General features: G+C 65.7%; 27 protein-coding genes and 1 pseudogene. 16 read left to right on the plus strand and 12 right to left on the minus strand.

The annotated features are described in order from the left end of the window. Window positions 1-203 precede the first annotated feature (203 nt). Both EB836_RS07190 and EB836_RS07195 read left to right on the plus strand, forming a co-directional pair. Window positions 204-1,634, plus strand: coding sequence for an MFS transporter (locus EB836_RS07190; protein WP_205683328.1), 1,431 nt, complete (start codon window positions 204-206; stop codon window positions 1,632-1,634). A 196-nt stretch (window positions 1,635-1,830) separates the two neighbouring features. Next, window positions 1,831-2,454 (plus strand): annotated as a pseudogene (locus EB836_RS07195) (Ku protein); the annotation flags it as partial. 41 nt (window positions 2,455-2,495) lie between these two features. Here the strand turns inward: EB836_RS07195 and EB836_RS07200 are convergent. Then, a complete protein-coding gene (locus EB836_RS07200; RefSeq protein WP_240689697.1) occupies window positions 2,496-3,752 on the minus strand; it encodes a phospholipase D-like domain-containing protein in 1,257 nt (418 codons plus the stop codon). Between the two features lie 46 nt (window positions 3,753-3,798). Here EB836_RS07200 and EB836_RS07205 point away from each other — a divergent pair, with 46 nt between their 5' ends. Then, a complete protein-coding gene (locus EB836_RS07205; protein WP_240689720.1) occupies window positions 3,799-4,647 on the plus strand; it encodes a hypothetical protein in 849 nt (282 codons plus the stop codon). A gap of 259 nt (window positions 4,648-4,906) precedes the next feature. On the opposite strand, the gene EB836_RS07210 is transcribed toward EB836_RS07205, so the two are convergent. After that, the gene (locus tag EB836_RS07210) at window positions 4,907-5,317 is read right to left on the minus strand and encodes a hypothetical protein (protein WP_135538953.1); all 411 of its coding nucleotides are present in this window, start codon (window positions 5,315-5,317) and stop codon (window positions 4,907-4,909) included. Window positions 5,318-5,420: 103 nt separating this feature from the next. Next, window positions 5,421-5,780, minus strand: coding sequence for a hypothetical protein (locus EB836_RS07215; RefSeq protein WP_135538955.1), 360 nt, complete (start codon window positions 5,778-5,780; stop codon window positions 5,421-5,423). A gap of 79 nt (window positions 5,781-5,859) precedes the next feature. Between EB836_RS07215 and EB836_RS07220 the strand changes: the two genes are divergently transcribed. After that, a complete protein-coding gene (locus EB836_RS07220; RefSeq protein ID WP_167854387.1) occupies window positions 5,860-6,294 on the plus strand; it encodes a hypothetical protein in 435 nt (144 codons plus the stop codon). Window positions 6,295-6,344: 50 nt separating this feature from the next. Here the strand turns inward: EB836_RS07220 and EB836_RS07225 are convergent, their stop codons facing one another. Genes EB836_RS07225 through EB836_RS07235 form a run of 3 tightly spaced genes read right to left on the minus strand, consistent with a single transcriptional unit; the run spans window position 6,345 to window position 8,271 of the window. Next, window positions 6,345-7,328, minus strand: a complete 984-nt coding sequence (locus EB836_RS07225; RefSeq protein ID WP_135538959.1) for a M56 family metallopeptidase — start codon at window positions 7,326-7,328, stop codon at window positions 6,345-6,347. Then, window positions 7,325-7,714 carry a BlaI/MecI/CopY family transcriptional regulator gene (locus tag EB836_RS07230; RefSeq protein ID WP_135538961.1) on the minus strand — a complete coding sequence of 130 codons (390 nt, stop codon included), beginning with the start codon at window positions 7,712-7,714 and terminating at the stop codon, window positions 7,325-7,327. The genes EB836_RS07225 and EB836_RS07230 overlap by 4 nt, the downstream gene beginning before the upstream one ends. After that, the gene (locus tag EB836_RS07235; protein WP_135538962.1) at window positions 7,711-8,271 is read right to left on the minus strand and encodes a hypothetical protein; all 561 of its coding nucleotides are present in this window, start codon (window positions 8,269-8,271) and stop codon (window positions 7,711-7,713) included. The genes EB836_RS07230 and EB836_RS07235 overlap by 4 nt, the downstream gene beginning before the upstream one ends. Window positions 8,272-8,390: 119 nt before the next feature. Between EB836_RS07235 and EB836_RS07240 the strand changes: the two genes are divergently transcribed. From EB836_RS07240 to EB836_RS07260, 5 genes are all read left to right on the plus strand, one after another. After that, complete coding sequence (locus EB836_RS07240; protein WP_167854388.1) at window positions 8,391-9,110, plus strand: thioredoxin domain-containing protein; 720 nt, start codon at window positions 8,391-8,393, stop codon at window positions 9,108-9,110. Between the two features lie 3 nt (window positions 9,111-9,113). Further along, entirely contained in the window at window positions 9,114-10,307 is a 1,194-nt protein-coding gene (locus tag EB836_RS07245; RefSeq protein WP_135538966.1) for a hypothetical protein, read from the plus strand. Window positions 10,308-10,386: 79 nt separating this feature from the next. Then, complete coding sequence (locus EB836_RS07250; RefSeq protein WP_135538968.1) at window positions 10,387-11,133, plus strand: thioredoxin domain-containing protein; 747 nt, start codon at window positions 10,387-10,389, stop codon at window positions 11,131-11,133. Continuing rightward, window positions 11,133-12,089 carry a cytochrome c biogenesis CcdA family protein gene (locus EB836_RS07255; protein ID WP_135538970.1) on the plus strand — a complete coding sequence of 319 codons (957 nt, stop codon included), beginning with the start codon at window positions 11,133-11,135 and terminating at the stop codon, window positions 12,087-12,089. Before EB836_RS07250 ends, EB836_RS07255 begins: the two co-directional genes overlap by 1 nt. Window positions 12,090-12,092: 3 nt before the next feature. Beyond that, window positions 12,093-13,250, plus strand: coding sequence for a hypothetical protein (locus tag EB836_RS07260; protein ID WP_135538971.1), 1,158 nt, complete (start codon window positions 12,093-12,095; stop codon window positions 13,248-13,250). 96 nt (window positions 13,251-13,346) lie between these two features. Here EB836_RS07260 and EB836_RS07265 read toward each other — a convergent pair whose 3' ends face one another. Beyond that, complete coding sequence (locus EB836_RS07265; protein ID WP_167854389.1) at window positions 13,347-13,724, minus strand: IclR family transcriptional regulator C-terminal domain-containing protein; 378 nt, start codon at window positions 13,722-13,724, stop codon at window positions 13,347-13,349. On the opposite strand from EB836_RS07265, the gene EB836_RS07270 reads away from it, so the two are divergent. Next, entirely contained in the window at window positions 13,692-14,759 is a 1,068-nt protein-coding gene (locus EB836_RS07270) for an enoyl-CoA hydratase-related protein (RefSeq protein WP_135538975.1), read from the plus strand. The genes EB836_RS07265 and EB836_RS07270 overlap by 33 nt on opposite strands. A gap of 34 nt (window positions 14,760-14,793) precedes the next feature. On the opposite strand, the gene EB836_RS07275 is transcribed toward EB836_RS07270, so the two are convergent. From EB836_RS07275 to EB836_RS07285, 3 genes are all read right to left on the minus strand, one after another. Continuing rightward, window positions 14,794-16,077 (minus strand): MFS transporter, encoded by a 1,284-nt coding sequence (locus EB836_RS07275; RefSeq protein ID WP_135538977.1) that lies wholly within the window; start codon window positions 16,075-16,077, stop codon window positions 14,794-14,796. Between the two features lie 97 nt (window positions 16,078-16,174). Then, window positions 16,175-17,056: a formate dehydrogenase accessory sulfurtransferase FdhD gene (fdhD, locus tag EB836_RS07280; RefSeq protein ID WP_135538979.1), complete on the minus strand. Its 882-nt coding sequence runs from the start codon at window positions 17,054-17,056 to the stop codon at window positions 16,175-16,177. 4 nt (window positions 17,057-17,060) lie between these two features. Then, window positions 17,061-17,627 (minus strand): MogA/MoaB family molybdenum cofactor biosynthesis protein, encoded by a 567-nt coding sequence (locus EB836_RS07285; protein WP_240689699.1) that lies wholly within the window; start codon window positions 17,625-17,627, stop codon window positions 17,061-17,063. Window positions 17,628-17,771: 144 nt separating this feature from the next. On the opposite strand from EB836_RS07285, the gene ftsW reads away from it, so the two are divergent. Together ftsW and EB836_RS07295 are read left to right on the plus strand one after the other, a co-directional pair. Next, window positions 17,772-19,037 carry a putative lipid II flippase FtsW gene (ftsW, locus tag EB836_RS07290; protein ID WP_167854390.1) on the plus strand — a complete coding sequence of 422 codons (1,266 nt, stop codon included), beginning with the start codon at window positions 17,772-17,774 and terminating at the stop codon, window positions 19,035-19,037. Between the two features lie 78 nt (window positions 19,038-19,115). Continuing rightward, window positions 19,116-19,634 (plus strand): hypothetical protein, encoded by a 519-nt coding sequence (locus tag EB836_RS07295; protein ID WP_135538982.1) that lies wholly within the window; start codon window positions 19,116-19,118, stop codon window positions 19,632-19,634. A gap of 44 nt (window positions 19,635-19,678) precedes the next feature. Here the strand turns inward: EB836_RS07295 and EB836_RS07300 are convergent, their stop codons facing one another. Beyond that, on the minus strand, window positions 19,679-20,173 hold the full coding sequence (locus EB836_RS07300) for a hypothetical protein (RefSeq protein ID WP_135538984.1): 495 nt from the start codon (window positions 20,171-20,173) through the stop codon (window positions 19,679-19,681). 452 nt (window positions 20,174-20,625) lie between these two features. On the opposite strand from EB836_RS07300, the gene EB836_RS07305 reads away from it, so the two are divergent. The 4 genes from EB836_RS07305 (at window position 20,626) to EB836_RS07320 (ending at window position 23,549) form a co-directional block, all read left to right on the plus strand. Then, the gene (locus tag EB836_RS07305) at window positions 20,626-21,165 is read left to right on the plus strand and encodes a MarR family transcriptional regulator (protein WP_135538986.1); all 540 of its coding nucleotides are present in this window, start codon (window positions 20,626-20,628) and stop codon (window positions 21,163-21,165) included. Between the two features lie 91 nt (window positions 21,166-21,256). Then, a complete protein-coding gene (locus tag EB836_RS07310; protein ID WP_205683329.1) occupies window positions 21,257-22,399 on the plus strand; it encodes an LLM class flavin-dependent oxidoreductase in 1,143 nt (380 codons plus the stop codon). Then, the gene (locus tag EB836_RS07315; protein ID WP_135538988.1) at window positions 22,396-22,962 is read left to right on the plus strand and encodes an NAD(P)H-dependent oxidoreductase; all 567 of its coding nucleotides are present in this window, start codon (window positions 22,396-22,398) and stop codon (window positions 22,960-22,962) included. Before EB836_RS07310 ends, EB836_RS07315 begins: the two co-directional genes overlap by 4 nt. A 110-nt stretch (window positions 22,963-23,072) precedes the next feature. Next, the gene (locus tag EB836_RS07320) at window positions 23,073-23,549 is read left to right on the plus strand and encodes a DoxX family protein (protein WP_135538990.1); all 477 of its coding nucleotides are present in this window, start codon (window positions 23,073-23,075) and stop codon (window positions 23,547-23,549) included. Between the two features lie 38 nt (window positions 23,550-23,587). Here the strand turns inward: EB836_RS07320 and EB836_RS07325 are convergent, their stop codons facing one another. Further along, window positions 23,588-24,214 (minus strand): TetR/AcrR family transcriptional regulator, encoded by a 627-nt coding sequence (locus tag EB836_RS07325; protein WP_135538991.1) that lies wholly within the window; start codon window positions 24,212-24,214, stop codon window positions 23,588-23,590. Window positions 24,215-24,248 lie beyond the last annotated feature (34 nt).

Consider the following 24,248-nt stretch of genomic DNA (forward strand, 5'->3'; position numbering starts at 1 on the left):
GGACTGCAGGGTACTCGACTTCGGCGCAGCGCACGAGGGGGCACCACAACGCTGCCCGGACGTGGTAATGTCCCGAGCGCAAGCGCCCACCCTGCCTCGGGCAGGCATCCGGGCCGAGTTGGTCCGGCTCAGTTGAGCGACACGGAAACGGGTGTGAGACCACCGCTCGATCACACCCGCAGACAGTCGGGAGGTTGAGAATCATGAGCGAATCCTCATCGGACGAGAAGATCCCCACGCCGGACGGCATCGACATGAGCAAGATGCCGCCGGAGGACAAGCGCACACTCAAGCGCGCCATCGGAGGCTCGGCGCTGGGCAACGCCGTCGAATGGTTCGACTACGGCGTCTACTCCTATGTCTCGGTCTACATCGCCAATGCGTTCTTCCCCGGAGAATGGGGCGTGGCCCTCACCTTCGCCTTCCTCGCCCTCTCCTTCGTCTTCCGGCCGCTCGGCGGTTTCGTCCTCGGCCCCTTGGGCGACAAGATCGGGCGCCAGCACGTCATGGTCCTGACCATCATCATGATGACGATCCCGACCACACTGATCGGCATCCTGCCCACCTATGCCACTCTGGGCGCCTTCGCCCCGATCCTGCTGCTCCTGTGCCGGATGGTCCAGGGCTTCTCCACCGGCGGGGAGTACGGCGGTGCCGCGGTCTACATGGCGGAATCGTCACCGGATAGAAGACGTGGCTTCTGCGGTTCCTTCCTCGAACTCGGCACCGTGGCCGGGACCGCCTCGGCGGCTCTGGTCTGCACCATCCTCCTCGTCCTCGTCGGCAGCGACGGCATGGACGCCGGCTGGTGGCGTCTGCCCTTCCTGCTCACCCTGCCGCTGGGCGCAATCGCTCTGTGGCTGCGGATGAAACTCGATGAGCCCGAGGCCTTCTCCGAGGCGACGTCGCGGCAGAAGACGACGAGGAAGCCCTTCCGGGATCTGTTCCGCGGATATTCGAAGCAGATCACGATGCTCATGGCGTTCGTCGTCCTGCTCAACATCGGCCAGTACATGGTGCTGACCTATATGCCGACCTATCTGGCCGATACGCTGGGGCATTCGGAGGTCGAGAGCAACTTCATGCTCATCGGCCTGCTCGCGGCGATGATGGTCGTCATCACCCCGCTGGGGCGGCTGACGGACTCCATCGGCCGCAAACCGGTGCTGTACACCTCGGCGATCGGTTTCATCCTCCTCTCCGTTCCCGCCTTCATGCTCATGCACGCTGAGGGCCCCGGCTGGCAGATCCTCGGGTTGGGCATCATCGCCCTGCTCCAGGTGATGCTCCAATCCTGCGTCTCCGCGACACTGCCGGCGATCTTCCCCACGCAGGTGCGCTTCTCCGGATTCGCCATCGGCTACAACATCTCGACGGCGATCTTCGGCGGCACGACGGCGGCGGTGAACACCTTCGTCATCAAGCAGACGGGATTCGACCTTTTCCCAGCCTTCTACCTGGTCGCGGCCGGTATCATCGGTCTCATCGGCATCCACTTCTTCAATGAGACAGCCGGGCGGCCCATCAATGGTGACACGCCCCCGGGCTCCGAAGACGAGGAGCTCGCCGAGATGGGCTATGAGCTCATCGGGTTCAACGACAACGGTGTCGGCGAGGAGAAGGCGACCATGTGATCACACCTGCAATGCTGTGTTCCATCCATTGCCAGGCAGCAGCCGAGGCCTTCTCCTCGTAGAAGTCCCCGGGCGACAGGGGCTGGCCAAGCTTCGGGGCCTGCGTTTCAATGGAGGGATGAGAGCGATTTGGGCCGGGTCGATTGCGTTCGGCCCCGTCAATATGCCGGTGAAGCTGTAATCGGCGACCGAAAGCCACGATGTGCGGATGCACCAGGTGCATGAAAAGGATGGCGGACGCATCCGCAATCAGCTCCGCTGTCAGGAGTGCGGCAAGGTCACCGACTACGAGAACTTCGTCAAGGCCTACGATGACGGCGATCATCGCGTCATCCTCACGGACGAGGATTTCGAGGCGCTGCCCGCCGATGACAGCGACGACCTCGACGTGCTGCAGTTCGTCCCCAGTGATCAGATCGACCCGATCATGTTGGAGCAGTCGTACTTCCTCGAACCGACATCGAAGACGCCCAAGGCCTATCTGCTCCTGCGCAAAACGCTCGAGGACACGGACCGGACAGCGATCGTCAAGATCACACTGCGCACCCGGACCCGACTGGCGATCCTGCGGGTGTGCGGAAAGCTGCTCATGCTCCTGACGCTGCGCTGGGCCGATGAGATCCGTGACGTCGATTTCAAGGGTGTCAATTCCCGCGCCCAGATCTCTGACCAGGGTGAGACGCTCGACCTCGAGGAGGCCTTCCCCGAGGACGAGGAGGATGAAGCGCCGTCCGGCGACGTCATCGACCTGATGGAAGCGCTGTGCAAATCCGTGCACAGCATCCGTTCGCAGAAGCAGACGAAGAAGCGCACAGGCTGAACCTGCCGAAGACCAGGATCAGGGGAACGGATGAGCCCGCATCACAGCCAGGGGCGCATCGGCACGAGCACACGTTCGGCGAGCTTGGTCAGCCGGTGGCGGTTGAGCCACTCGGAGCCGAGTTCGACACAGTGTGCGGAGTCGCTTTCGAACACCTTCTCCATTTCAGCGGCGAATGCGCTGTCGATGACTTCGACATTGGTCTCGTAGTTGAAGGTCAGCGACAGTCGGTCGATGTTGGCCGTACCCACCGTCGACCATTCGCCGTCGACGGTGGCGACCTTCGAATGGATCATGCTCGCGGTGTAGAGCAGGACCGTGACCTCGGAGTTGATCATCTGCTCGAAGAACCCTCGTGAGAGCCAGTCACCGAGGATGTGGTTGGACTCCTGCGGAACCATCACCCGTACGTCCACTCCCCGACCGGCGGCTTCGATGAGGGCAGCCAACAGCTGCTGGTCGGGGATGAAGTACGGAGTTGTCAGCCAGATCCGCGTCCGGGCCCGGGCGAAGGCGTTGAGGTACATGTTCCGAATCGGATAGACGAGGTGGATCGGAAGATTCGCCGAGACCCGAAGCTTCGATTCCCAGGCCGCAGGAGGAACCCAGGGGATCTGTTCGTCCGCGTCGTGGAATTCGTTCCAGACCTGCGTGATCGTCTGCCGCAGACCCCAGGCCCCGGGACCGACCGATCGCAGGTGGGTGTCACGCCAGTGACGGGCGTAGAGAGCTCCGATGTTGAATCCGCCGACGAATGCCACATCATCGTCGATGACGAGGATCTTCGAATGGTTGAATCCCGAGTGGCGCATCGGTCCGCGCCAGAACCGCCGTGCCACCGTCGGCAGGCGCAGTACATGAATGGATTCGGAGAGCTGATGGTAGAACGAACTCGGGACCGACAGGTTCGCGAAGCCGTCGTAGATGAGGTGGACTTCCACCCCGCGTGCGGAGGCGGCGTTGAACGCGTCGATGAACCTCTGCCCCACCTCGTCGTTCTTCCAGATGAATGTCTCCATGAGGATCGACTCTCGGGCGGAGCCGATCGCATCGAGCATGTCATCGTAGAGGGTGGAACCGTCAGTGTAGATGTTGAGTTCGGACTGTTCGACCGTCGAGCTGAAGGTTCCCGGTCGCGGAGCGATGCGCGACTTCCGTCCTCGTTGCTGGATGAGATCGACGGCCATCGAAGCAACGACGGTCGCCGGCACCGCGCTGGCCACGCCGGCAATCGCCCAGGGGATGATTCGCTGCAGTCCGCTGACATGGCGGAGGGCCGAATTTCTCACAGGAGACACTCGTTCACTCTATCGCCTCCACCCCGTCAACCTCCATCAGGTGAAGATGCTGCTCACTCCCCCGAGTCCGACGAGGCAGCCGTCGACCCGACACGCGACGGCCACACCCTCTTACGCCTCTGCCGGAGCTGAACTATTCTGGCCGGAATTCGCCACCGACCTGCTGCAGTTCGCCAAGGGTGTGATCGCCGCGACCGCGGCGTGGTGGCTCTCGGACTCCGTCCTGGACAGCCAGATGGCTTTCCTTGCGCCGTGGACCGCGCTGCTGACAGTCCATGCCACCGTCTACAGGTCGTTGTCGCGAGGTGTGCAGACGACGATCTTCGTCCTCGGTTCCGGATTCGATTCTCAGCAGCCGCTGCTCGGCAACCGATTGCTCGAACTCGGTCTCGGTGTGGCCGTCGGCCTCGTGGTCAATCTCCTCGTGGTCCCGCTCCTGCAGGATCGGCAGGCGGCACGCTACATCGACAGCGTGAACCGGCAGATGGGAGACGTGCTCATCGACATGCCGGACCAGTTCCATCGCGCATGGGACGCAGATGCTGCCCAGCAGTGGTTCGAACGCACAGAAGCCATGACCCAGGAGCTCGAATCCGCATGGCAGACCGTGCGATTCGCCCGCGAGAGCCGACGCATCAATCCCCCCACAGCGCTGCGTTCCAGCAGACTGGGCCGACGGGCCGCCGCCGATGCCGGACGGTCCATCGCCGATCCCGATGCCGAGGTCCAACCGATCTTCGACCGCCTCGAGCAGCTGCCGACCGATAGCTCGAAGGATCTGACGCTTCCGCAGATCGCCTGGCCGTTCTACGGCTCACTCATCACGAGCCTGCGCCACATCGTCGTCATCGTCGACGACGTCGCCTCGGCACGCAGAGCACGAGAATCGGGCTGATGCGCGCGAGCTGAGTCTCCGATCACCCGTTGAGCCCGAGCCCGGCCTATGTCTCGTCACCTCGGCGCTCGAGCCTGCCGCGTCGATTGTGCCAGACAGCTCCCTGCCTGATCGCTTCGCGCACGGCCGCACGGAAGCGTCCCGCCCCCATCGGCGAGCCCCGATCGCGCGGTAGAGTTCCACCTCGCCGACAGGTTCCATGCGGTGGACGAAATCGATGATCCCGTTGACCTCGTTGGCAGAGACCCCGGTCGGAACATCACCTGAGGACGCCGAGGGCCACGGCGCATAGATGCCGGTCAAGTGTGACGGGGCCGGCGAAATCGCTCAGCGACCACAGGTAGATGAAGATCGGCACGTTGGCCATTGCCACACCGTAAAACCCGTGGAAGAGCGTGACGAGGTTGAAGGTGATTCCGTTGCAGAGGAACGCCTGTCCGACAAAGAGGATGAGGCAGAGGATCGACCGTTTGGGGTAGATCGTGAACGCGACCTTCATGATCTCGACGAAGGAGATCGTCTTCCGCTGTCGCACGGTGATGGTCTTCTCCGGTGCCGGCAGGGCCTGGGAGGTCTCCACCTCGACGCCGTCTTCGATGTCGCCGACGATGCGCTCGGCTCCGTCCTTCTGCCCAACAGGAACCGTTGATGATGAGGTCGATACGTCCACGCACGCGGGCCGGGATGAGTTCGTCGATTGCCGAATTCACGGCCGCGTATTCGCCGCCGATCCCGGCGCCGGTGAGGAAACGGGTGTATGACCCGACCGCTCATCACCAGGGGTTGGCGTCCTGCCACCGACGGAACCAGTACGGGTCGCCCTGATAGTGGGACTTCTCCGGTCGGCACCCGCGCAGATCCGAGTGCTCTCCCAGCCAGGTTCGCACCACGGACTGGACCTCATCCATGCGTTCGAGCCAGTCGTCGAGCGGCAGCAGGAGGACCGCCTCGTCGACGGCTTCGAGACGGCACGAATAGGTCGGCAGTCCCTCGGTGATCTGCGAATGCGTGTAGCTGATCTGGTCGCATCCGGTGGTGAGGTAGAAGCGGATGTACTCGCCGCAGACATATGAGCACAGCGTCTTGAAGTTCTGGTAACGCACAATCCATGCCGGCACCTCGTATTCGGACATAAGTTCTATTATGTGTTACTGAACGTCGTCTCACCAGCCCCGAGCACCATTCCACGTGTAATCGGGCCAGGGCAGATCGATGGGCGCCTCGAAGTCCTCCGCCAAGAGGGGCGGCATCGGCTCAGCGTCGACCCTGCGGGCGAATTCCGATTTCGCGTCGGCCAGAGAGCGGGTGACGAAACCTCTCGATGCAGGTGTCATCCGCATCTCAGCTATCCAGCCCGGCGGCATCTCGCGCAGCCGGTTCTCCATCGGTCTCGGGATCTCCGCCCGCGGGGACGTCAACGCAGTCCGAGAGCTGATTCTTGCCACACCAGCTATCCACTTCGCCGCCCGCACCCACGGCAGCTTCGACTTCATCGCCACCGTCCATGGCCAGGTCTCGAGCGAAGTGCTCGCGACTGTTGAGTCTCTGCGAACCCTGCCGGAGGTCGCTTACCTGGATTCGTGGACCCACCTCGACCTCGTCAAGGAAGGATATGCCCGCAGCGTCGGACACGAGCTGCGCCTGTGAGAGTACGGACGGAAGACAGAATCCGGCTTGCCCTCGCCCCAGGACTGCCTTCAGGGCAGGGTGCAGCCAGTGAGCAGGACCCCGACGTAGGTGGCGATGACCGAGGAGAACAGGACGCAGAAGGCGGCCAGAGCACTGCTCAGAGCCGCAGTCGGCAACAGCCCCGGGGACACCCTGACGGGCGCGACGAGCTGCCGGACCCGGTCGGGTCCGGCGATATTCAGCGCATATGAGCCGCCGAGGTGGCCGCTCTCCCCCACCTGGTGTCCGATCTTGAGAAGAGCACTGGCAAGCGCGGGTGTCCCTGCGACTTTCCGTGCACGGTCGTCGGCCGCGATCTCGAGGTAGAGAGGGACCGAGGCGGCGACCTCGGCGAAGAGCGGGATGAACCGCAGCGGCCGCACGAACGCCTCCACAACAGCCATGACGGCATGGTGGCCTTGGTCGACATGGGCTCTCTCATGTTCGACCACCGCCATCAGCTCACCGGGCTCCAGAGCCGAACACAGATCTTCCGACAGCACCACTCCCCCGTACCTGCGGGGCAGGGAGAACGCCAGAAGACGAGGACCGGCCACGGTCTTGACGATCCGTCCGGCCACCTCGACGTCCACGGCCTCGCGGCCGAGGAGACGCGCCGTCTCAGCGTTCTCTCGATGCCGCCGCCTGGCCAGAAGACCACCACGGATGAGGAATCCGAGGGAGACGACCAGAGGCAGGAGGAGGAAGAGGACCACGGGGACGAGCGTGTCGATCTGCGCACCGCCGAAGGGGTTCGCCGCGATGAGGCAGCGCTGGCACACGTCGCCGATGGGCATCGGCAGCACATCGGGGCCCTTGAGCAGCCATGCCGCCATGAGGCTGAGCGCGGACACCACGGCCCAGGACAGCAGCGGCAGGGACAGGAGGGCGAACACCGCCACGCGCGGCACGCGCATGAGCACCGGCGCGGCCGCGCGGACGAGAGCAGGGCCGGCCCAGGCAAGGACGAAGGCGAGAGCGGCGACGCACGCACCGCTGATCAGCATGCTCATTCGGCGACATCCTTCGCCTCGAGGTAGTCACGCAGCAAGCGGATGTCGGCGGCATCGATGCCTTCGACGAAGTGAAGGATCGAGGCCGCTCGGTCTCCGCCGTCGACCAGGGCCGCCTGCATCGTCCGCGCAGTGTGCTGCTCACGACTGACGACCGGAGCGTGGAGAACCGAGCGGCCGCGACGCTCGCGGCTGACGAGTCCCTTGCGTTCGAGGTTGGTCAGCACGGTCGCGATGGTGGTGTAGGCGGGCTCGGCCTCCGAGAGCTCGATGATCTGCCGAACCGTGAGCGGTTCGTGGTCCCACAGCAGTCCCATCACCTGCTTCTCGAGGGCGCCGAGGCGAATCGGCGAGGAGCTCGCGCCCCGGTCGTCGGTGTCAGTCATGAGCGGGTGCTCCGTTCGGGCGTGGGAAGCGGACACGAGTACTGGCCCTTGAGGCGGATGATCACGGCTGCCAGCAGGAGGATGACCGAGACTGCGGCCAGGAGTGGCTGGAGCGGTGCGAAGTAGGTCAAGGCGCCAGTGTAGCCCAGGGCCAGCAGCGCGATCTTGTTGCACACCGGGCATCCGACGGCGAACCATCCGAGCATTCCGCCCACGCCGCCGAGGACACCCGACCGCCCCTCGGAAGCGACCTCCGGACCGCGTGCCCCTACCTCGGGGGCGGAGTCCGGGCCGCTCGACCGCCCCTCGGATGCGGGCCCCGGGCTGCGCACATAGCTGGCGATGAGCATTCCGAGCAGCAGCGACGTGAGGATCCACACCGGGTAGTCCCACCACACGGGCGGGATGTCGCGGGCGAAGAGGGCATTGGGGATGAGCACCGTCGCGAACCCGATGATCACAGCGGACCCCGCGGCCGCGGCCGCGGCCACACCGATGCGCCTGCGGTCCCAGAGCAGGAGGCCCCGGTAGGCGTCTCTGAGCGCGTCGACAAACATGAGATCCCCTCTCTGACATGGTGACGACATGAGTCTACTATGCACATTAGTATACTATGGCCCATAGTAAATTGGTCGACTCGATCATGCCCCGACGCCCACACCCACAGGAGGCTTTTGTGCCCCGCACCGAACGCGGCCCCATGTTCTGGCTCGTCCCTCTGACCGTCATCATCCTCGCCACTGTCGTCATCGGCATCGTCATCGTCAACCAGGGAGGCTCCGATGCCGATACCCAGGGGCAGAGTACGAGTTCGCAGAACGATTCCGCCGAGGAGGACGTCGATCTGTCCTTCGTCGAGCACAGGGATTCCGAAGAGACGAACGCGGTCGGCGACGTCGATGCCCCGGCCACTCTCGTCATGTACTCGGACTACCAGTGCCCCTACTGTGCAACATGGAACGAGGACACCCTGCCGGCGATGCTGGACTATGTCGACTCCGGTGACCTCCGGATCGAAATGCGCGACCTCGCGGTCTTCGGCGAGGAGTCCGAGCGGGCCGCTCGTGCCGTCTTCGCCGCAGGCATGCAGGATGAGTACTGGGACTACCACAACGCCCTATTCGAAGGCGGCGAGCACCGCCCGAAATCCCAGCTCGACGATGACTCACTCGTCAGCCTCGGCGAGGAGCTCGGACTCGATCCTCTGCAGTTCAAGCGCGACATGAATTCGACTCAGGCCCACGAGGAGTTCGAAGCCGTCTCCGAGGAAGGGCAGTCGATCGGCGTCTCGAGCACCCCAGCCTTCGTCATCGGAGGCAAACCGCTGCTCGGCGCCCAGCCCACTCAGGAATTCATCGACGCGGTCGATGAGGCGCTCGCCCGGGCCGAGGACTGAATCATGACCCGCCCCGCAGCCCGCGCGATGATCCTGCCCGCCTGCCTGCTCACCCTGGCCTCACTGACGGCCTGCACGGGTCTCGATGAGAACAGCGCATCGACCGACCCCAGGCCGGTTCACTCGCCGGCCGAGACACTCGATCCGGCCGAGCCGGACGACCCCGGCACCGCCCGCGCCGGAGACAGCGAGACGGGCGTCGTCGACCCCGGCTGGGTCATGGCGGCACAGGAGGCCGACGGCGTGTTCCTGTCGCTGCACGAGAAGGACTCGGACCTCGAGTTCCGCGCCGTCGATTCCGCGGGGACGATCCTCTGGACGGCGCTGCGGCCGCGAGTCTGCTCCGGCTTCTTCGTCAGCGAATCAGAGGCCGGCCCCGTGGCCGTCCTCATGGACCAGCAGTCTGGATCGAACAGCTCACTGGCGACGACGGCCTCAGGCTTCGACCTCCACACGGGCAGAAAGCTCTGGGGCCCCGTCGAGGCGCCCGGGCCCCTGCTCGGCAGCGGGCTCGTTTTCGCCGGCGCACCGCAGGACTTCATCGGCAAGGGCGGCCCCCGCGTGGCCCTCGATCCCGCCACAGGGAAGAGGCTGGCTGCCGAGGCCGAGGACTCACCCCGGGTGATCACGCTGCTGGGCAGTCATCTCATCCTCGCCGACGGTGAGATGCTCATCGGCCAGGACCTCGGGGGCCACCGCCTGTGGATCCGCGACGCCGCGGACCTGGGGGTCTCAGCCGGCGAGGCCCGCGAGACGCCATGGGAAGCGATCGGCGGATCCCACGCACTCCTCGGCAGCGCCGGCGACCGGCAGCGCACCCTGATCGACCTGCGCTCTGGCGCCGCTGTCGCCAGCAACATCGACAGCGCCGGCTACGATGCGGGCAGCCACACCCTCATCACGGCCGATGCGCAGCTGCACGGCTTCGACCTCGACGGCACGAAGCGCTGGGACGCACCGCTGGCCGACGACGCCGAGCTCTCGGCCGTCGGCGACGGTCGGATCGTCACTGCAGCCGGGGCCGGGAACGGTCCGAACGGAACCGAGACGAGATCGGCAAGTGACGGCCAGACCATCGATGGGGCCGAGGACGATCCGGCCACCCGACGTTTCGGCGCTGCGCACCATATCGCCGAAACCGGCGCCCGCCTCTTCGGCGATCCCGACAGCCCCCTGCTGTCGCCGAAGAAGCAGTGATCGCGGCAGCGGAATTTTCGACCCGGAAGACCGATGATCTATAGTTTACTAAGCATCTTAGTAACCAAGGAGTGAGGGCATGGCCAAACATGCGGCGCCGCGCACGCAGTACCGCTGGTGGATCCCCGCCGCGGTGGTCGCCTCAGCCGCTGCGCTCGTGCTCATGATCCTCGTCATCGACCGGGGCGAGGACGACGGGACATCGCCCACGGCGGACAACGCCGGCCCTGCTCCGGAAGCCGTCGTCACGGAAGTCGCCGACCCTGAACAGTCCGACCTCGGCGAGGACGAATCCGCTGACGAATCCGATCCGATGTCCGATGGCCCTGTCGATGCACCGGTCAAACTCGTCGCCTTCTCCGACTATCAGTGTCCGTACTGCGCCTCCTGGTCGCAGGACACGCTGCCGACGATGCTCGACTACGTCGACTCCGGCGATCTGCGCATCGAGTGGCGAGAAGTCAATGTGTTCGGCTCCGCGTCCGAACAGGCCGCGAAGGCCGCCTACGCCGCGGCCCTGCAGAACAAGCATTGGGAGTTCCACGAAGCGCTGTTCGCCGACGGCAAGCCGCGCTCACCCGATGAGCTCACCCCCGAAGCGCTCACCGAGGTAGCCGACGACATCGGACTCGACACCTCCCGATTCTCCACGGACATGAACTCCGAGGAGACAGCGCAGGCCGTGCAGGACAACGCCGAGATGGGCACCGACCTCGGCGCGTTCTCCACGCCGACCTTCATCCTCGACGGCCAACCCTATGTCGGGGCTCAGCCCACGAACGTCTTCGTCGATGCCGTTGAATCGGCAAAGAAAGGACAGCACTGATGGACATCAGCCTGATCAGCGCCTTCATCGGCGGAATCCTCGCTCTGCTCAGCCCCTGCGCCGCACTCCTGCTGCCGGCGTTCTTCGGATCCACCGTCGGGGCGGGGTCTCGGCTGGTGCTCCACGGCCTCATCTTCTACGTGGGCATGCTGCTCGTCCTCATCCCCTTGGGCATCGGCGCCGGCACGCTCGGGGCACTGTTCACCTCCCATCGCGGCGCGATCGTCCTCGTCGCCTCGGTGATCCTCATCGTCTTGGGCATCGTCCAGTTCTTCGGATTCGGATTCGATCCGGCGAAGGTGCTGCCGGGAGCCGATGCCGCCCGGCAGCGCTCCGCGCAGGCGACGGGCTGGACGAAGACCTTCCTCCTCGGCGCCACGAGCGGGATCGCCGGCGTCTGCGCCGGTCCCATCCTCGGCGCGGTGCTCACCCTGGCCGCGACCAAGGGCAGTCTCGTCCTCGGCGGCATGATGCTCGCCGTCTACGGAGCCGGGATGGTCGTGCCGCTGTTCATCATCGCGGCCCTGTGGACCCGCGTGGGCACCCGGACGCGTTCGATGCTCCGCGGGGGTTCGGTGACGCTCTTCGGCCGCAGGATCCCGGTCGTCTCGATGGTCACCGGGATCCTGATGATCGTCATCGGCATTGTGTTCTGGGCGACGAACGGCTTGGTCTCGGCACCGTCGCTGGTGCCGACGACCACGTTGGCCCATGCTCAGGAATGGGTGAGCTCCTGGTCCTCGACCACGACAGACATCATCGTCGTCTGCGTGCTGGCGGTCCTCGCGATCATCCTGTGGTTCCGCCACGAGCGTCGGCGCGCCCGACGCGCCGCTGCCGCGGATCAGCGCGAAGCGTCCTCGGACAAGGACGGTGCGGCCGCCGACCAGAATGACTCGGACGCCTCAGCCGAGGCGTCAGCGAAGCCGTCTCAGTCACCGGGGGCGAAGCACTGAACCATGCGCAGCCGCAGACTCCTCTTCGCCCTCGCCGGACCGCTCATCGGTGTTTTCGCCCTCGCGGGCTGTTCCTCGGCCCCCGACGACTTCGACCGGGCACCGGAGCAGGTCACGACCGATCTCGATGCCGTCGACGCCTCCGATCTGCAGCTGCCGCTCATCATCGAACCCCTCGAACTCGTCGAGCCCGGGTGGGACCTGCCGCCGGCCCACCACGGTGAGGTCTTCCTCTCCGCGAGCACCGGCGACGAGAACCTCGAGTTCTCCGCCGTCGACGTCCACGGCTCGATGCTGTGGCAGGCGAAGCGCCCGAGCGGGTGCACCGGCTTCACCGTCAGCGTCGATGGCGACGGCGATCCCCTGGCCGTGCTCACTGATTCCGACTCGTCGACGGACTGTGACGAGGATGTCACCGCCAGCGCCTTCGATCTCGAGACCGGCAAGCAGAAATGGGGGCCCGTGGACGTGCCCGGCCCGATGCGCGGGCCCGGCACGGTCTTCGCCGCCGAGGATGCCGCACCCACTGACGCTCTCGCCCTCGACCCGGCCACCGGCGAGGCGGTGCAGGACGGATCCACGGATGTGCGCCACCTCGGCGAATATCGGGGAACGATACTGAGCATCGACGGTGAGAAGCTGCGCGCCACCGGTGAGGAGTCCTGGGAGCTGTCACTTCCGGACAACGGCTGGAACGCCGATGAGCTGCGTGCCGCGCCCGGGGCAGCCCCGGGTGAGACAGTCATCCACCTCGACGCCGGCGACGGTGTCGGGCCGGTGCTCGACCGGAAGACCGGTGAACTGCTCGATGACGATGCCCGCGGGGTGGCTGCAGACGCGAACACCGGGGCCATCGTCACCCTCGGAGCGCAGGGGCTGACGGTCATCGATGACACAGGTAAGAACGAACTGCCGGTCTCTGTGCCGAAGACCGTCGAGCTCGAGGCAGCCGTCGGGGGCCTGATCTATCTGCGCGAAGAAGGCACACTGCGGGTCCACAACGCCACGACGGGCAGTCTTGCCCGCGGCTATCCGGCCGAAGGCTCGGGTGTGGTCGCGGTTCCGGTGGCGTTCACCGAAGAGGGGCTGGGCACGCTGCAGGCCGGCGATCGGACACTGCTGGCCACGGACCGCGTCGTCGAGGATCCCGAAGAGTCCTGAGGAGGCGCCTGGACAGGTTCGGTCAGAGGGTGCCGACAGGACCGGTCAAGGATCTTCTCAGAGTCTCGTCCCGCTGAAACGCAGGGCGCCCCGTTCTCAGTCGCCCGGTCTCCCGACGGCTTGGCGGGCCGCTGCGGCGACGAGCGCACCGAGTTCTGCGAATCTCTCGTCGGGGATCCTCTCCTGCGGTCCCCAGATGCTGATGACCCCGATGGGGCTGTGCTGCTTTGCCCGGATCGCAGCCGAGACACCGTGCACGCCATGCTCCAGCTCTCCGGCGGCGACGCTGTAGCCTGCAGTTCGGATATCAGCGAGCTCGGCTTCCAGTTCCTCAGTACGCGTGTGCGTGGACTCGGTGTGACCGGTGAGCGGCGCGGCAAGAACGGCGCGCGTATCACTCTCGGGAAGCCACGCCAGCATCGCCTTGCCTGCCGAGGTCGCATGCAGCGAGACCCTGCGCCCGATCCACCGCACGGTATCAGGCTGGGAGTCGGCGGCACCTTCATCGAAGTCATCCGCGACTTCGTGACCCTTCTGCTGCCGGTCCGCCCCGAGGGGATCCGCACGGCCCTGCACTCCCTCAAGCTGTGGCCAGTGCTCGACGGGGCCCGCGGCCGACCACGCGCCGATGTCGATGCCGCTGTCGAGGCGATCAGCGTGATCGTCAACTGGGCCCTGGCCGACAGCACGGTCTCCGAGCTCGAGGTCAATCCGCTCATCCTTCGACAGGCCCCAACCACTGTCGAGACCATCGGCACGACGGCTCTGATCACCCTCGACCGGCCGAAGGCCAACGCCGTGGACGTCGCAACCAGCAAGGCCCTCTACGCGGCGTTCTCGAAGTTCGAGGCCGACCCTCAGCTGCGGGTGGCGGTGCTCACCGGCCGTGGCACGCGCTTCTTCAGCGCCGGCTGGGACCTCAAGGCCGCGGCCGGGGGTGAAGCAGTCGATGCCGATCACGGCCCCGGCGGCTTCGCCGGACTCACCGAGTACTTCACCCGGACGAAGCCGATCATCGCCGCCGTCAACGGCTTGGCCTTGGGCGGTGGCTTCGAACTCGCCCTGGCCGCCGACCTCATCGTTGCGTCCTCGGCAGCCGAGTTCGCGCTGACCGAAGTGCGGCTGGGCATGATCGCCGACTCCGGCGGGGTGCTGCGCCTGCCCAAACTCCTGCCCACGGCAGTGGCTCTGGAGATGCTCATGACCGGACGCCGGATGGGCGCGGCAGAAGCCGAACGGTGGGGCTTGACGAACCGGACCGTCGAGCCTTCCGAGGTCGTCAGCAGCGCACTCGAACTCGCCGAGGAAATCAGTTGCGGGGCGCCTCTGGCACTGCGGGCGATCAAGGAAGTGGTCTTGGCCACCCAGACGCTCGACGTCGAGGAGGGCTTCGCTCTCATGCGCTCGGGCCAGCTCGAGGGCTACCAGACGATGCTGAGCTCGGCCGATTTCTGCGAAGGTTCGCTGGCCTTCGCAGAGAAGCGCGGTCCTGTCTGGCAGGGTCGCTGACTACCTGTGCTCGGCCCTGGGATGCACCCTCGGTTCAGTGTGTCGTGCGCGCCGCGCGGATGAGCACGAGGGCGAGCAGCACGCACAGCAGATAGGACGCTCCGACGGCGACCCAGCCGAGCGGGAACCCGCCCGGCGAACCGACGACCACGCCCATTCCCAGCGGGCCGATGGCGAAGCCGAAGAACATTCCGGCCGTGACCATGCCGCTGGCCGAAGCCATCGAGCCCGCGGGGATGACGCGCATGAGCGCGGCCATGAGCACCACGGAGACCCCGAGTGCGGAGATGCCGTGGAAGGCCACGGCCAGCCACACCAGCAACGGCGAGCCGGCGGCGTCGGCGGTGAAGAAGAGGATCGCTCCGGCCAGGGCGATGAGGGCGAGGACGAGCAGAAGATGCGCCCCCGAGGCGCCCTTGGCCATGCGTCTGGCCCAGGTGACGCGGGCGATGACGCCGATGACTCCGGCCAGAGCCGCGGTAGCGCCGCCGAGGACGAGGGAGAAGCCCATCTCCCGCACGGCGAACAGGGGCATGTACACATTCGTCGCCTGCACGCCGATGCCGTTGATGAGCCCGAAGGCGGCCAGCGCCCACACCATTGCCGGGTGTCGGGCCGGTCCCGCAGGGGACGGTGCACGGCTGCGGTCGGCCGCCTCGGCGGGTGTGGCTGGGGTTGGGGTGCTCGGTGCCGCCTCTGCGGGCGCGTCTGCGGTGCCGACCTGTGAGCTCGGGGCGGGCAGCAGCGGGGTGGTGCGCAGGGATCGCCAGGTCATCGCAAGCAGGATGAGTGGAATGATCGCGACGGTCAGGGCGGCGCCGCGCCAGCCGACGCCGATCGCAAGCACGGGAAACACGAGGCTCGCAACGAGTTGGCTGACCTGGACTCCGGACTGTTTGATGCCGACCCAGCCGATCCGCTTGGCGACGGGGACGCGCTCGAGGAGGATCCGGTTGGTCACCCCGTTGGGGAAGGATTGGGCGATGCCGGACAGGCCTGCGGCGAGGAGCAGCATCCAGAACCCGTCGGGCACGGCCACCAGCAGCAGAGCGAGCGTGGCGAGGACGAAGATGAATGCCATGAGCGAGAGGTCGGAGTGCCGGTCGGCGAGCCTGCCCAAGGTCGCGTTGCCGATGGCCGCGGTGCCAAAGCAAGTGGTGGCCAGGAGACCGAATTGGGCTTCGGAGATGCCGAGCTCGGCAATGATCGAATCGCTGGTGGCGCTGAGGCCGTAGAGCAGGATGGGCCCGGCGGCCACGGCACCGAGGAGGACGGTGAGCAGCCCAATTCCCGGGGCTTTCCGGTCACTGCCGGTCATCGCCGACCTCTGCCGCTCATCCGAAGCTTCCCATCGCTGTTCTGTTCGTCTTGCTCCAAATGAGCATGGTATCCGGTAGGAGGCAGAGCCGGTCAGATCAGTCCACGCGCTCGGGATACGAATACACGTTGAACCTGCCCCTGCGGTTGAATCCGATGACGGTCACGCCGACCTCGCGGCCGTATTCGACGGCCATCGCCGAGGGGGCGCTGACCGCCGACATCATCGGAATGCCGGCCATCGCACATTTCTGCACGAGTTCGAACGACGCCCTGGCCGAGACCTGCAGAACGGTCGATCGCAGCGGCAGACCCCGGTTGGCCATGGCCCAGCCGATGACCTTGTCCACGGCGTTGTGCCGACCGACGTCTTCACGTCCGACGAGCAGTTCGGGTTCTTCTCGGGGATCTTCACCGACAGCGAAGAGTGCTGCGGCGTGGACTCCCCCGGTCTTGTCGAAGATCTCCTGGGTCTCGCGCAGCCGGTCGGGAAGCTCACCGATCCGGGCGGCCGAGATCAGCCGCGGGAACTCATAGTCTTCCTCGTCTTCGAGATGGCAGGAGGCGGGGATGAGCGGGAACGCCGAGGTCTTCGTGACCGCATCGGCGGCTGCGGTTCCGCAGATTCCGCACGAGGAGGAGGTGTAGACATTGCGGGCCGGGGCCGACTCGGGGTTCCACACCCCCGGTCGCAGTCGCACGCGGGCGACGTTGTAGTTCCGGGTTCCGTCGGGGGCGATTCCGGCAGAGAAGTTGATCTCCTCGATGTCATCCATCGCGGTCACGACCGCCTCGGAGAGCAGGTATCCGGAGATGAGCTCGACATCGTTCCCGGCGGTGCGCATGGTCACGGTGTACTGCTCACCGTTGAGCTGGATCTCCAACGGCTCCTCTCCTGCCAGGGAATCAGGTCCCGCGGAGATCTCGCCGGTGGCGTCGAACTTGTGGACTCGGGCGCGGACGGCCTTGCGCATCTGCATGGCTTCAGACCCTCGGTCCGTGATCGGTGGTGTCCTCGACCGACGTCTGGATGTGCTCGAGGAGGTCGTCGATGACCGTGATGCCGTCCTTGACCCCGCCCTTCGAACCGGGGAAATTGATGACGAAGCTGCGACCGCGCACACCCGCGACGCCGCGACTCATCACCGCCGTGGAGGTCGATTCCAGGCCCTTGCGCCACATCGCATAGATGAGCCCCGGCGATTGGCGCTCGAGAAGTTCGGCGGTGAACTCCGGGGTGCGATCGTCGGGGGCGAGCCCGGTGCCGCCGCTGGTGACGATGACGCGGGGACGTTCACCCTCCGGGGTGTCGACGAGGAGCGCGCGCAGCGCCTGACCGACGGGTTCGCCGTCGCGGACGACGACGGCATCGGGGGTCTCGTATCCGCGGCAGCGCAGCCAGTCGACGAGGATCGGGCCCGTGGTGTCGGCGGCCTCTCCCCTGGCCGCCGAGGTGGAGGCGATGATGACGGCGGCGGACCGTCCGGCGCCCAGGAGGGCATCGCCCTGACCATCGGCGGCGGAGTCGGTCACGTTCGTTGCAGTGCTCACGTCTCCATCGTACGTCCCACACTCCTGCACAGTCCGGCCGAACCTGACTACAGCTGGACTTGCAGCGTGGGCGGACTCCTGAAATGGTGGTCGGTCACAGCGGGACGAGATCAGTGAGGATTCATGGTGAGTCGGGAAAGTAGCATGGGCTCGGCACACTCCGAGTCATCGGCGAAGGGGCGCTCTCTGCGCGAGAAGTTCAGGAGACCTCCCCGCCTCCTGCCGGGAACGACGATGCTGGTCGTATCCTGCCTGTGCCTGGTCGGTCTCGGCCTGCTCATGGTGCTGTCCGCAACATCGATCACCTCCTATGACGGCTCGAGCGCCTCGTCCTTCTCCGTTTTCGCACGGCAGGGGGTCTTCGCAGTGGCCGGACTGACAATGATGGTCCTGGCCGCGCTCACTCCCGTCCGGGTCTGGCAGCGGATCGCCTGGCCTCTCATGGGCGGCGGTCTGCTGCTCCTCGCGCTGCCACTGGTGCCGGGGTTGGGCACCACGGTCAACGGAAGCACGAACTGGCTGCGGATCGGAAGCCTGCAGGCACAGCCTTCGGAGCTGTTCAAACCCATCCTCGCGGTCTGGTTCGCCGTGGCTCTGGCGCATCTGACCTCCCAGCACTACCGCCCCCGCAAGCTCCTGCTCACCCTCACTCCCGTCATCGTCGCGGCCGGGTTCATCCTCCTCGGAGGCGATCTCGGCACGACCCTGGTGCTCATGCTCATGGCATTGGCAGCGCTGTTCGTGTCCGGAGTGCCGAAGCGGTACTTCGCCATCGCCTTCGGGGTCATCGCAGCGGGCGTCACGCTCCTGGTCATCTCGAGCCCGTATCGGATGGCGCGAGTGCGTGCGATGTTCGCCAGCGACGCCCAGAGCGAGGCCGACGCCCTGGGCCAGCACTGGCAGTCCAACCACGGCCTGTTCGCTCTCGCCTCCGGAGGATGGACGGGAGTCGGTCTCGGAGCCAGCCGCGAGAAGTGGTTCTGGCTGGCCGAGGCCCACAACGACTACATCTTCGCCATCATCGGCGAGGAGATCGGACTCTTCGGAACACTGGCAGTCGTGGCTCTGTTCGGTCTCATCGCCGTGGGGCTCATACGCGCCTCACTGATGAGTCGGAACAGGCTGACGAAGATCCTGGGTGCGTGCGTCCTCGCCTGGATCGTCGGGCAGGCTCTCATCAATATGGGAGTGGTGACGACCCTGCTGCCGGTCATCGGAGTGCCCCTGCCGCTGGTGTCCTATGGCGGATCATCGCTGGTGGCCACGCTGACCGGCGTCGGCATCGTGCTGGCCTTCGCTCGCGCCTCTGACCCGGGTGCGGAACGCCCGCCTGCACACGGTTCGACGACCGATGTGAGCAAGACCGACCACCGCCGAGGCGAGCGCCGGGTTTCGCGGACATCAACGTGAGTCTCGTCCACCGTTGCCCTCTCACTGCCGGATGCGGACGATGGTGTTCGAAGAGCCGTACACGTGAGAGAGGACCCGATGGCGACTCCGAATGCGATCACCACTGGCCGGGGCGCCGATATCGACTCGTGGAAGCACCGCCTCGATGGCGGCTGTGCCCGCTTCTATGCACCTTTGAGCGTCGTGACCTTCGCGCTGACCTTCTTCGCCTATTACGCATCCGAGCCCGACAGCTCGGTTCGATATGGCAACCTCTGGCAGGAAGTCGCGCGGACCGGTCACAGCTTCGATGTCGCGGCCGTGCTCGTATTCCTCGCCGTCATCGTGCTCCTGGCCGTGGCAGCGCTCGAGAAGCTCGGTCCCGCTGGGCTGATCGCCTGTGCCACCGGGGCGGTCGTCATCGGCTCGATGCTGCTGACGACTCCTGGTTTCCAGCGCAAGCCCTCACTCACCGAGGCAGGGATCCTCGACGTCGCATTGAGCTTCCTCAGCGCCGCCGTGCTCCTCGGCCACGGACTGACCCTGATCATCCTCGACCTCGGCGAAAGGCGCCGCCGAGGCAGACCATCGGGATCGGCGCATGCGAAAAGCGCTTGAGAGACAGGCCGCGAATGTCTTCGAATGCCCATGGTCGGCCCGACTCACGGGCCCTGTGGGGATCCGTCCCGTTGCGAACGGATGAGATCGCTCTTCGCCGAGAAGCCGATCATCAGGGTCGGAACCGTGAGGACAAGGGCCCAGGCGACTCTGCGGGAGCGCTGTTCCCCGCAGAGGGCCACTCTGAACGTCTTTTCGGTCTCGAGCCTGTTCACCTTGGCTCTCGCCGTGGCGGCGACGCCGATGTCGGCGGCAGTGTCCATCGCGAACTCGGTCTCTTCGAACATGCTCACGGGGTAGGTCGTCGTCGGACCGAGGGCAGGGAAGCAGATGAAATGATCTCCCTCATAGAACCGCTGGTTAGCTCCATGACTGCCGAGCGTCGGAAGAATGAGCAGCAGGAAGATGACAACCGCGCCGCTCCAGGCGAGGATCCTCTTGCTCTTCGAACTCGACTCCAGACGCGTGTCCTGCCGCTGTGAGGATGCAGAAGTCCGCGCGGAGTGCGGATCAGGCGATGATTGTTCGTGTTCGGACATGTCTGACAGTGTGGCTGCAGGCAATGCCGGGGTCGAGGGCTTCACACGCCTCATAACGATGCCCGCGAGCTCCCCATGTCGATCCGGGGAAGTCCGGTCGCCCCTACCGTGCCACCGCATTCAGTGTCGCGTCATCATCGACCACCATCGTGTGATTGCAATTTCACCCACTCATGGAGAACGCTGTGCACGCTGCGAAGGGCGGCAGGGAACTCGACGGACTCCCCGCCTCGGCAAAACAGTGGTCGCCATCGGATGCTTCGTGCGCCGAAAAGTATCCGATCGTGACCACCGCTTGAGCCGCAGGCCCGCGCTATGAGTCTGCAGCGGATCCTCCAGCCGCTCCCGCAGCGGATCCTGCACCTGTTTCCGCGCCCATGCCTTACCCCCACTTCAGTCCAGGTATTGTGAGGACGAATCGCAGCGAGTGAGACGTCGGCAGAGGAGGCACAGTGGAGGAGCTGTCACTGAGCACGCTCATCTGGCTGCGGATGGCCCGCTTCGTCCAGAACAGCAATCAGCTGTCCAATGAGCACCTGCGTCGGTTCGGACTCTCCGTCGCCCAATTCGAAGCCCTGGCCCATATCCGCAACTTCCAGCCGATCACTCAGACCGACCTGGCCCGCGGACTGACGGTCAGCGGAGGCGGCATCTCCCGGATGCTCGCTCGCCTCGAGCGCGAGGGCCTCATCTGCCGGCAGCAGGACTGGAAGACCAAACACATCACGCTCACCGACAGGGGCGCCGAGGTTCTTGCTCGGGCCTACCCCTCGCAGCTCGAACAGCAGGCGTCGCTCTTCGACGAGGTCCTCGACGAGGAGGAGAAGACGACGCTGCACGCGCTGATGAAGAAGCTCTACGAGCACAGCGTCGATCGTCGCTCAGATGCTGACCAGCACCCCGCGCCCGAGCAGGCTCCGGAGACCGAGCAGGCTCCGGAGACCGACCCCTCGGATGAGACCAGTCCCTCGGAAGAGACCGACCCGCGCTGAGGAATAATTCGTCGCAATCATCAGTTGACATGGCAAATGACATTCTGAGGTCGCCCGTTCCGGTCGGCCGCCCTGCCACAGAAGAGAGACGATGAGCACAAACGCACCGCAGCAGACCACACCGGTGATGGACCAGGTCGGCATCGACCCCGGCCAGGGTCTGCAGTTCGGGATGTACAGCCTCGGCGATCACCTGCCGAATCCCGCCGATGGCACACGTGTCAGCGCCGGCGAGCGCATCCGCGAATTCGTCGGCTACGCCCAGGCGGCCGAGCAGGCCGGGTTCGACTTCTTCAGCGTCGGGGAGAGCCACCAGGAGTTCTTCGCCTCCCAGGCCCACGCCGTCATCCTCGGCGCCATCGCACAGGCGACGAACACGATCCGCATCGGCAGCACCTCGACGATCGTGAGCACCTCGGACCCGGTGCGGGTGTTCGAGAACTTCGCCACCATCGACCACCTCTCCGGCGGGCGCGCCGAGCTCGTCGCCGGACGTGCCTCCCGCGTCGGCCTGTTCCGCCTCCTCGGCTACGATCTGCGCGATTACGAGGAGCTGTACGAGGAGAAGTTCGACCTCCTGCGCAGAATCAACACCGAGGAGCGTGTCACCTGGTCGGGACAGTTCCGCGCGCCCCTCGACGACGCCGAGGTCCTCCCCCGCCCGGCCCATGGCAGCCTTCCGATCTGGCGCGCTGTCGGCGGCGCGCCCGCGAGCGCGATCAAGGCCGGTCTGGCCGGTGTGCCCATGGTCATGGCCCATCTGGGCGGGACCACCTCGTCGTTCAAACCCACGATCGATGCCTACCGAGAAGCGGCCCGGCGTTCGGGCTTCGACCCTGCCACACTGCCGGTGGCCACCGCCGGCTTCCTCTACACGGCAGAGACCTCGCAGGACGCCCTGCGCGAGTTCTACCCGCACATCAACGAGGGAATGAAGCGCACCAACGGGCAGGGCATGCCCAAACAGCTCTTCGCCCAGAGCGTCGACCCGGCCAGCATCGTCAACATAGGCAGTCCCCAGCAGATCATCGAGAAGATCCTCCACCAGCACGAGGTCTTCGGCCATCAGCGCTACCTGGGACAGATCGACTTCGGCGGCATGCCCTATGACCGGGTGATGGCTCAGATCGAGACACTCGGAACGGAGATCATCCCCGCCGTAAAGAAGTACACCGCGAAGCCCGAGGGCACCACCACCGAGGAGAACGCCCCCATCGAGGAGAACGCAGAATGAAGCTCGTCGCCCTGTCCGGTTCGAACGTCGGCACGAAGACTCGGACCGTCATGGAGCATGTCACCCAGACCGTGATGACTCGGGATCCGACCATCGAGGTAACGCTGATCGACCTCGCCGAGCTCGACATGGTCTTCGCCGACGGCCGGAATTTCACCGAGTACACCGGCGACACCGCACGGGTGGCTCAGGAGGTCATGGACGCCGACGCGGTCATCATCGGCACTCCGATCTTCCAGGCCTCGATCCCGGCGGCGTTGAAGAACGTGTTCGATCTGCTGCCGGTCGACGCCCTTCGCGACAAGGTCGTGGCCATGGTCGCCACCGCCGGATCCGCCAAGCACTACCTCATCCTCCAGCAGCAGCTGCTGCCCATCCTCACCTACATGAAGGCCCAGGTCGTCAGCCCGTATGTGTTCGTCGAAGAGAAGGACCTGCACCGGGGCCAGATCATCAACGAGGATGTCATCCAGCGGCTCGACCGTTTGGTCGAGGACTCCATCGTGCTGACAACCACCTTCTCCCGCATCCGGGAGGACAGGGAGGCCGCCTACGGGTTCTGAGCCCGGCTCGATCCCGATCACCTCGGGTGACAGACGATCCTGTTGCCAGGCTCTGTCCATATTCGGCCAATAACGTGTAGTTGTCATTTCAACCAACACCGGAGGTCTCCGTGTACGCAGCAGCTGGACTCCCGCCCCTCATCCGCGACATCGTCACCCTCATCGCTCGCATCGGCCTCGGCGCCATCGTCATCGCTCACGGATGGCAGAAGTTCGACGAATGGACCGTCGCCGGAACCACCGAATCGTTCTCACAGATGGGCGTGCCCTTCCCAGAGATCGCCGCGCCGTTCGCCACCTTCGTCGAGCTCATCGGCGGCGCCCTGCTCATCCTCGGTGCACTGACACCGCTTGTCGGCGTCCTGCTTGCCGCTGATCTCATCGGCGCACTGGTCATCGTGCATGCGGTGCCGACGCCGTTCGTCGACCAGGGCGGCTGGGAACTCGTGGCGGCACTGGCCGCAGGTGCCCTTCTGCTCGCCGCAGCCGGCCCCGGACGCTGGAGCGTGGACAATGCACTGTTCCGTGGGAAGAAGGGACAGCGCTCAAGTCGGTCCGTCGCCGCACACTCGCCGGCCGAAGTTTGAGGTCGCGTCGCCGCGCACTATCGACGGGCGACTGAGACTCAGCCCCTCAGCCCTTCAAGATGCGCAGAGAGCACGACCTTGGCACGGTCGGGCGTAAGCACGTCCGGGTGCAGGGTCGAGCGCAGCGTCAACCCATCGATGAGCGCGGCGAGCGAATCGGCTTCGAGCTCGAGGTCGAGATCGGCGCGCAGGACGCCGCGCCGGTCCATATTCTCCAGGGTGCGAGCCATGAGTGCGCGGGTCCCACGCACCGAGGTCTCGAAGACGTCGGCGAGATCCGGCTGCGTGCGCGCCTCCTCCTCGAAGGCGAGCCACACCACCGACTCCCGTCGACGCACGCCATCGAGCGGGAGCAGTTCGGCGAGGAAGTCGGCGGTCCTGGCCTTCGCCTCATCGCTGCTGAGCGTCCCGGACTCGAGCGCGGGCAGCAGAGCCTCCAGCCGCTCTTCGAGCCGTGAGCTCACCCGCTCGACCAGCGTCTCGAGGGCGAATCGGACGATACCTTCGGCGGTTGTGAAGTAGTGGCGGATCGACCCGATCGCCAGTCCGGTCTCCTCGGCGATCGCCCGCAGCGACACCCTCGAGAATCCGTGGCTGAGAACGATGTCGAAGACGGCATCGGCGATGACTTCGCGGCGGTGGGCGGGATCGACGAACTTCGGCATAGATCTTTTATAGCACACTCCTGCTACATCGTGA

The sequence above is a fragment of the Brevibacterium sp. S111 genome (assembly GCF_004745075.1).
Classification (GTDB): domain Bacteria; phylum Actinomycetota; class Actinomycetes; order Actinomycetales; family Brevibacteriaceae; genus Brevibacterium.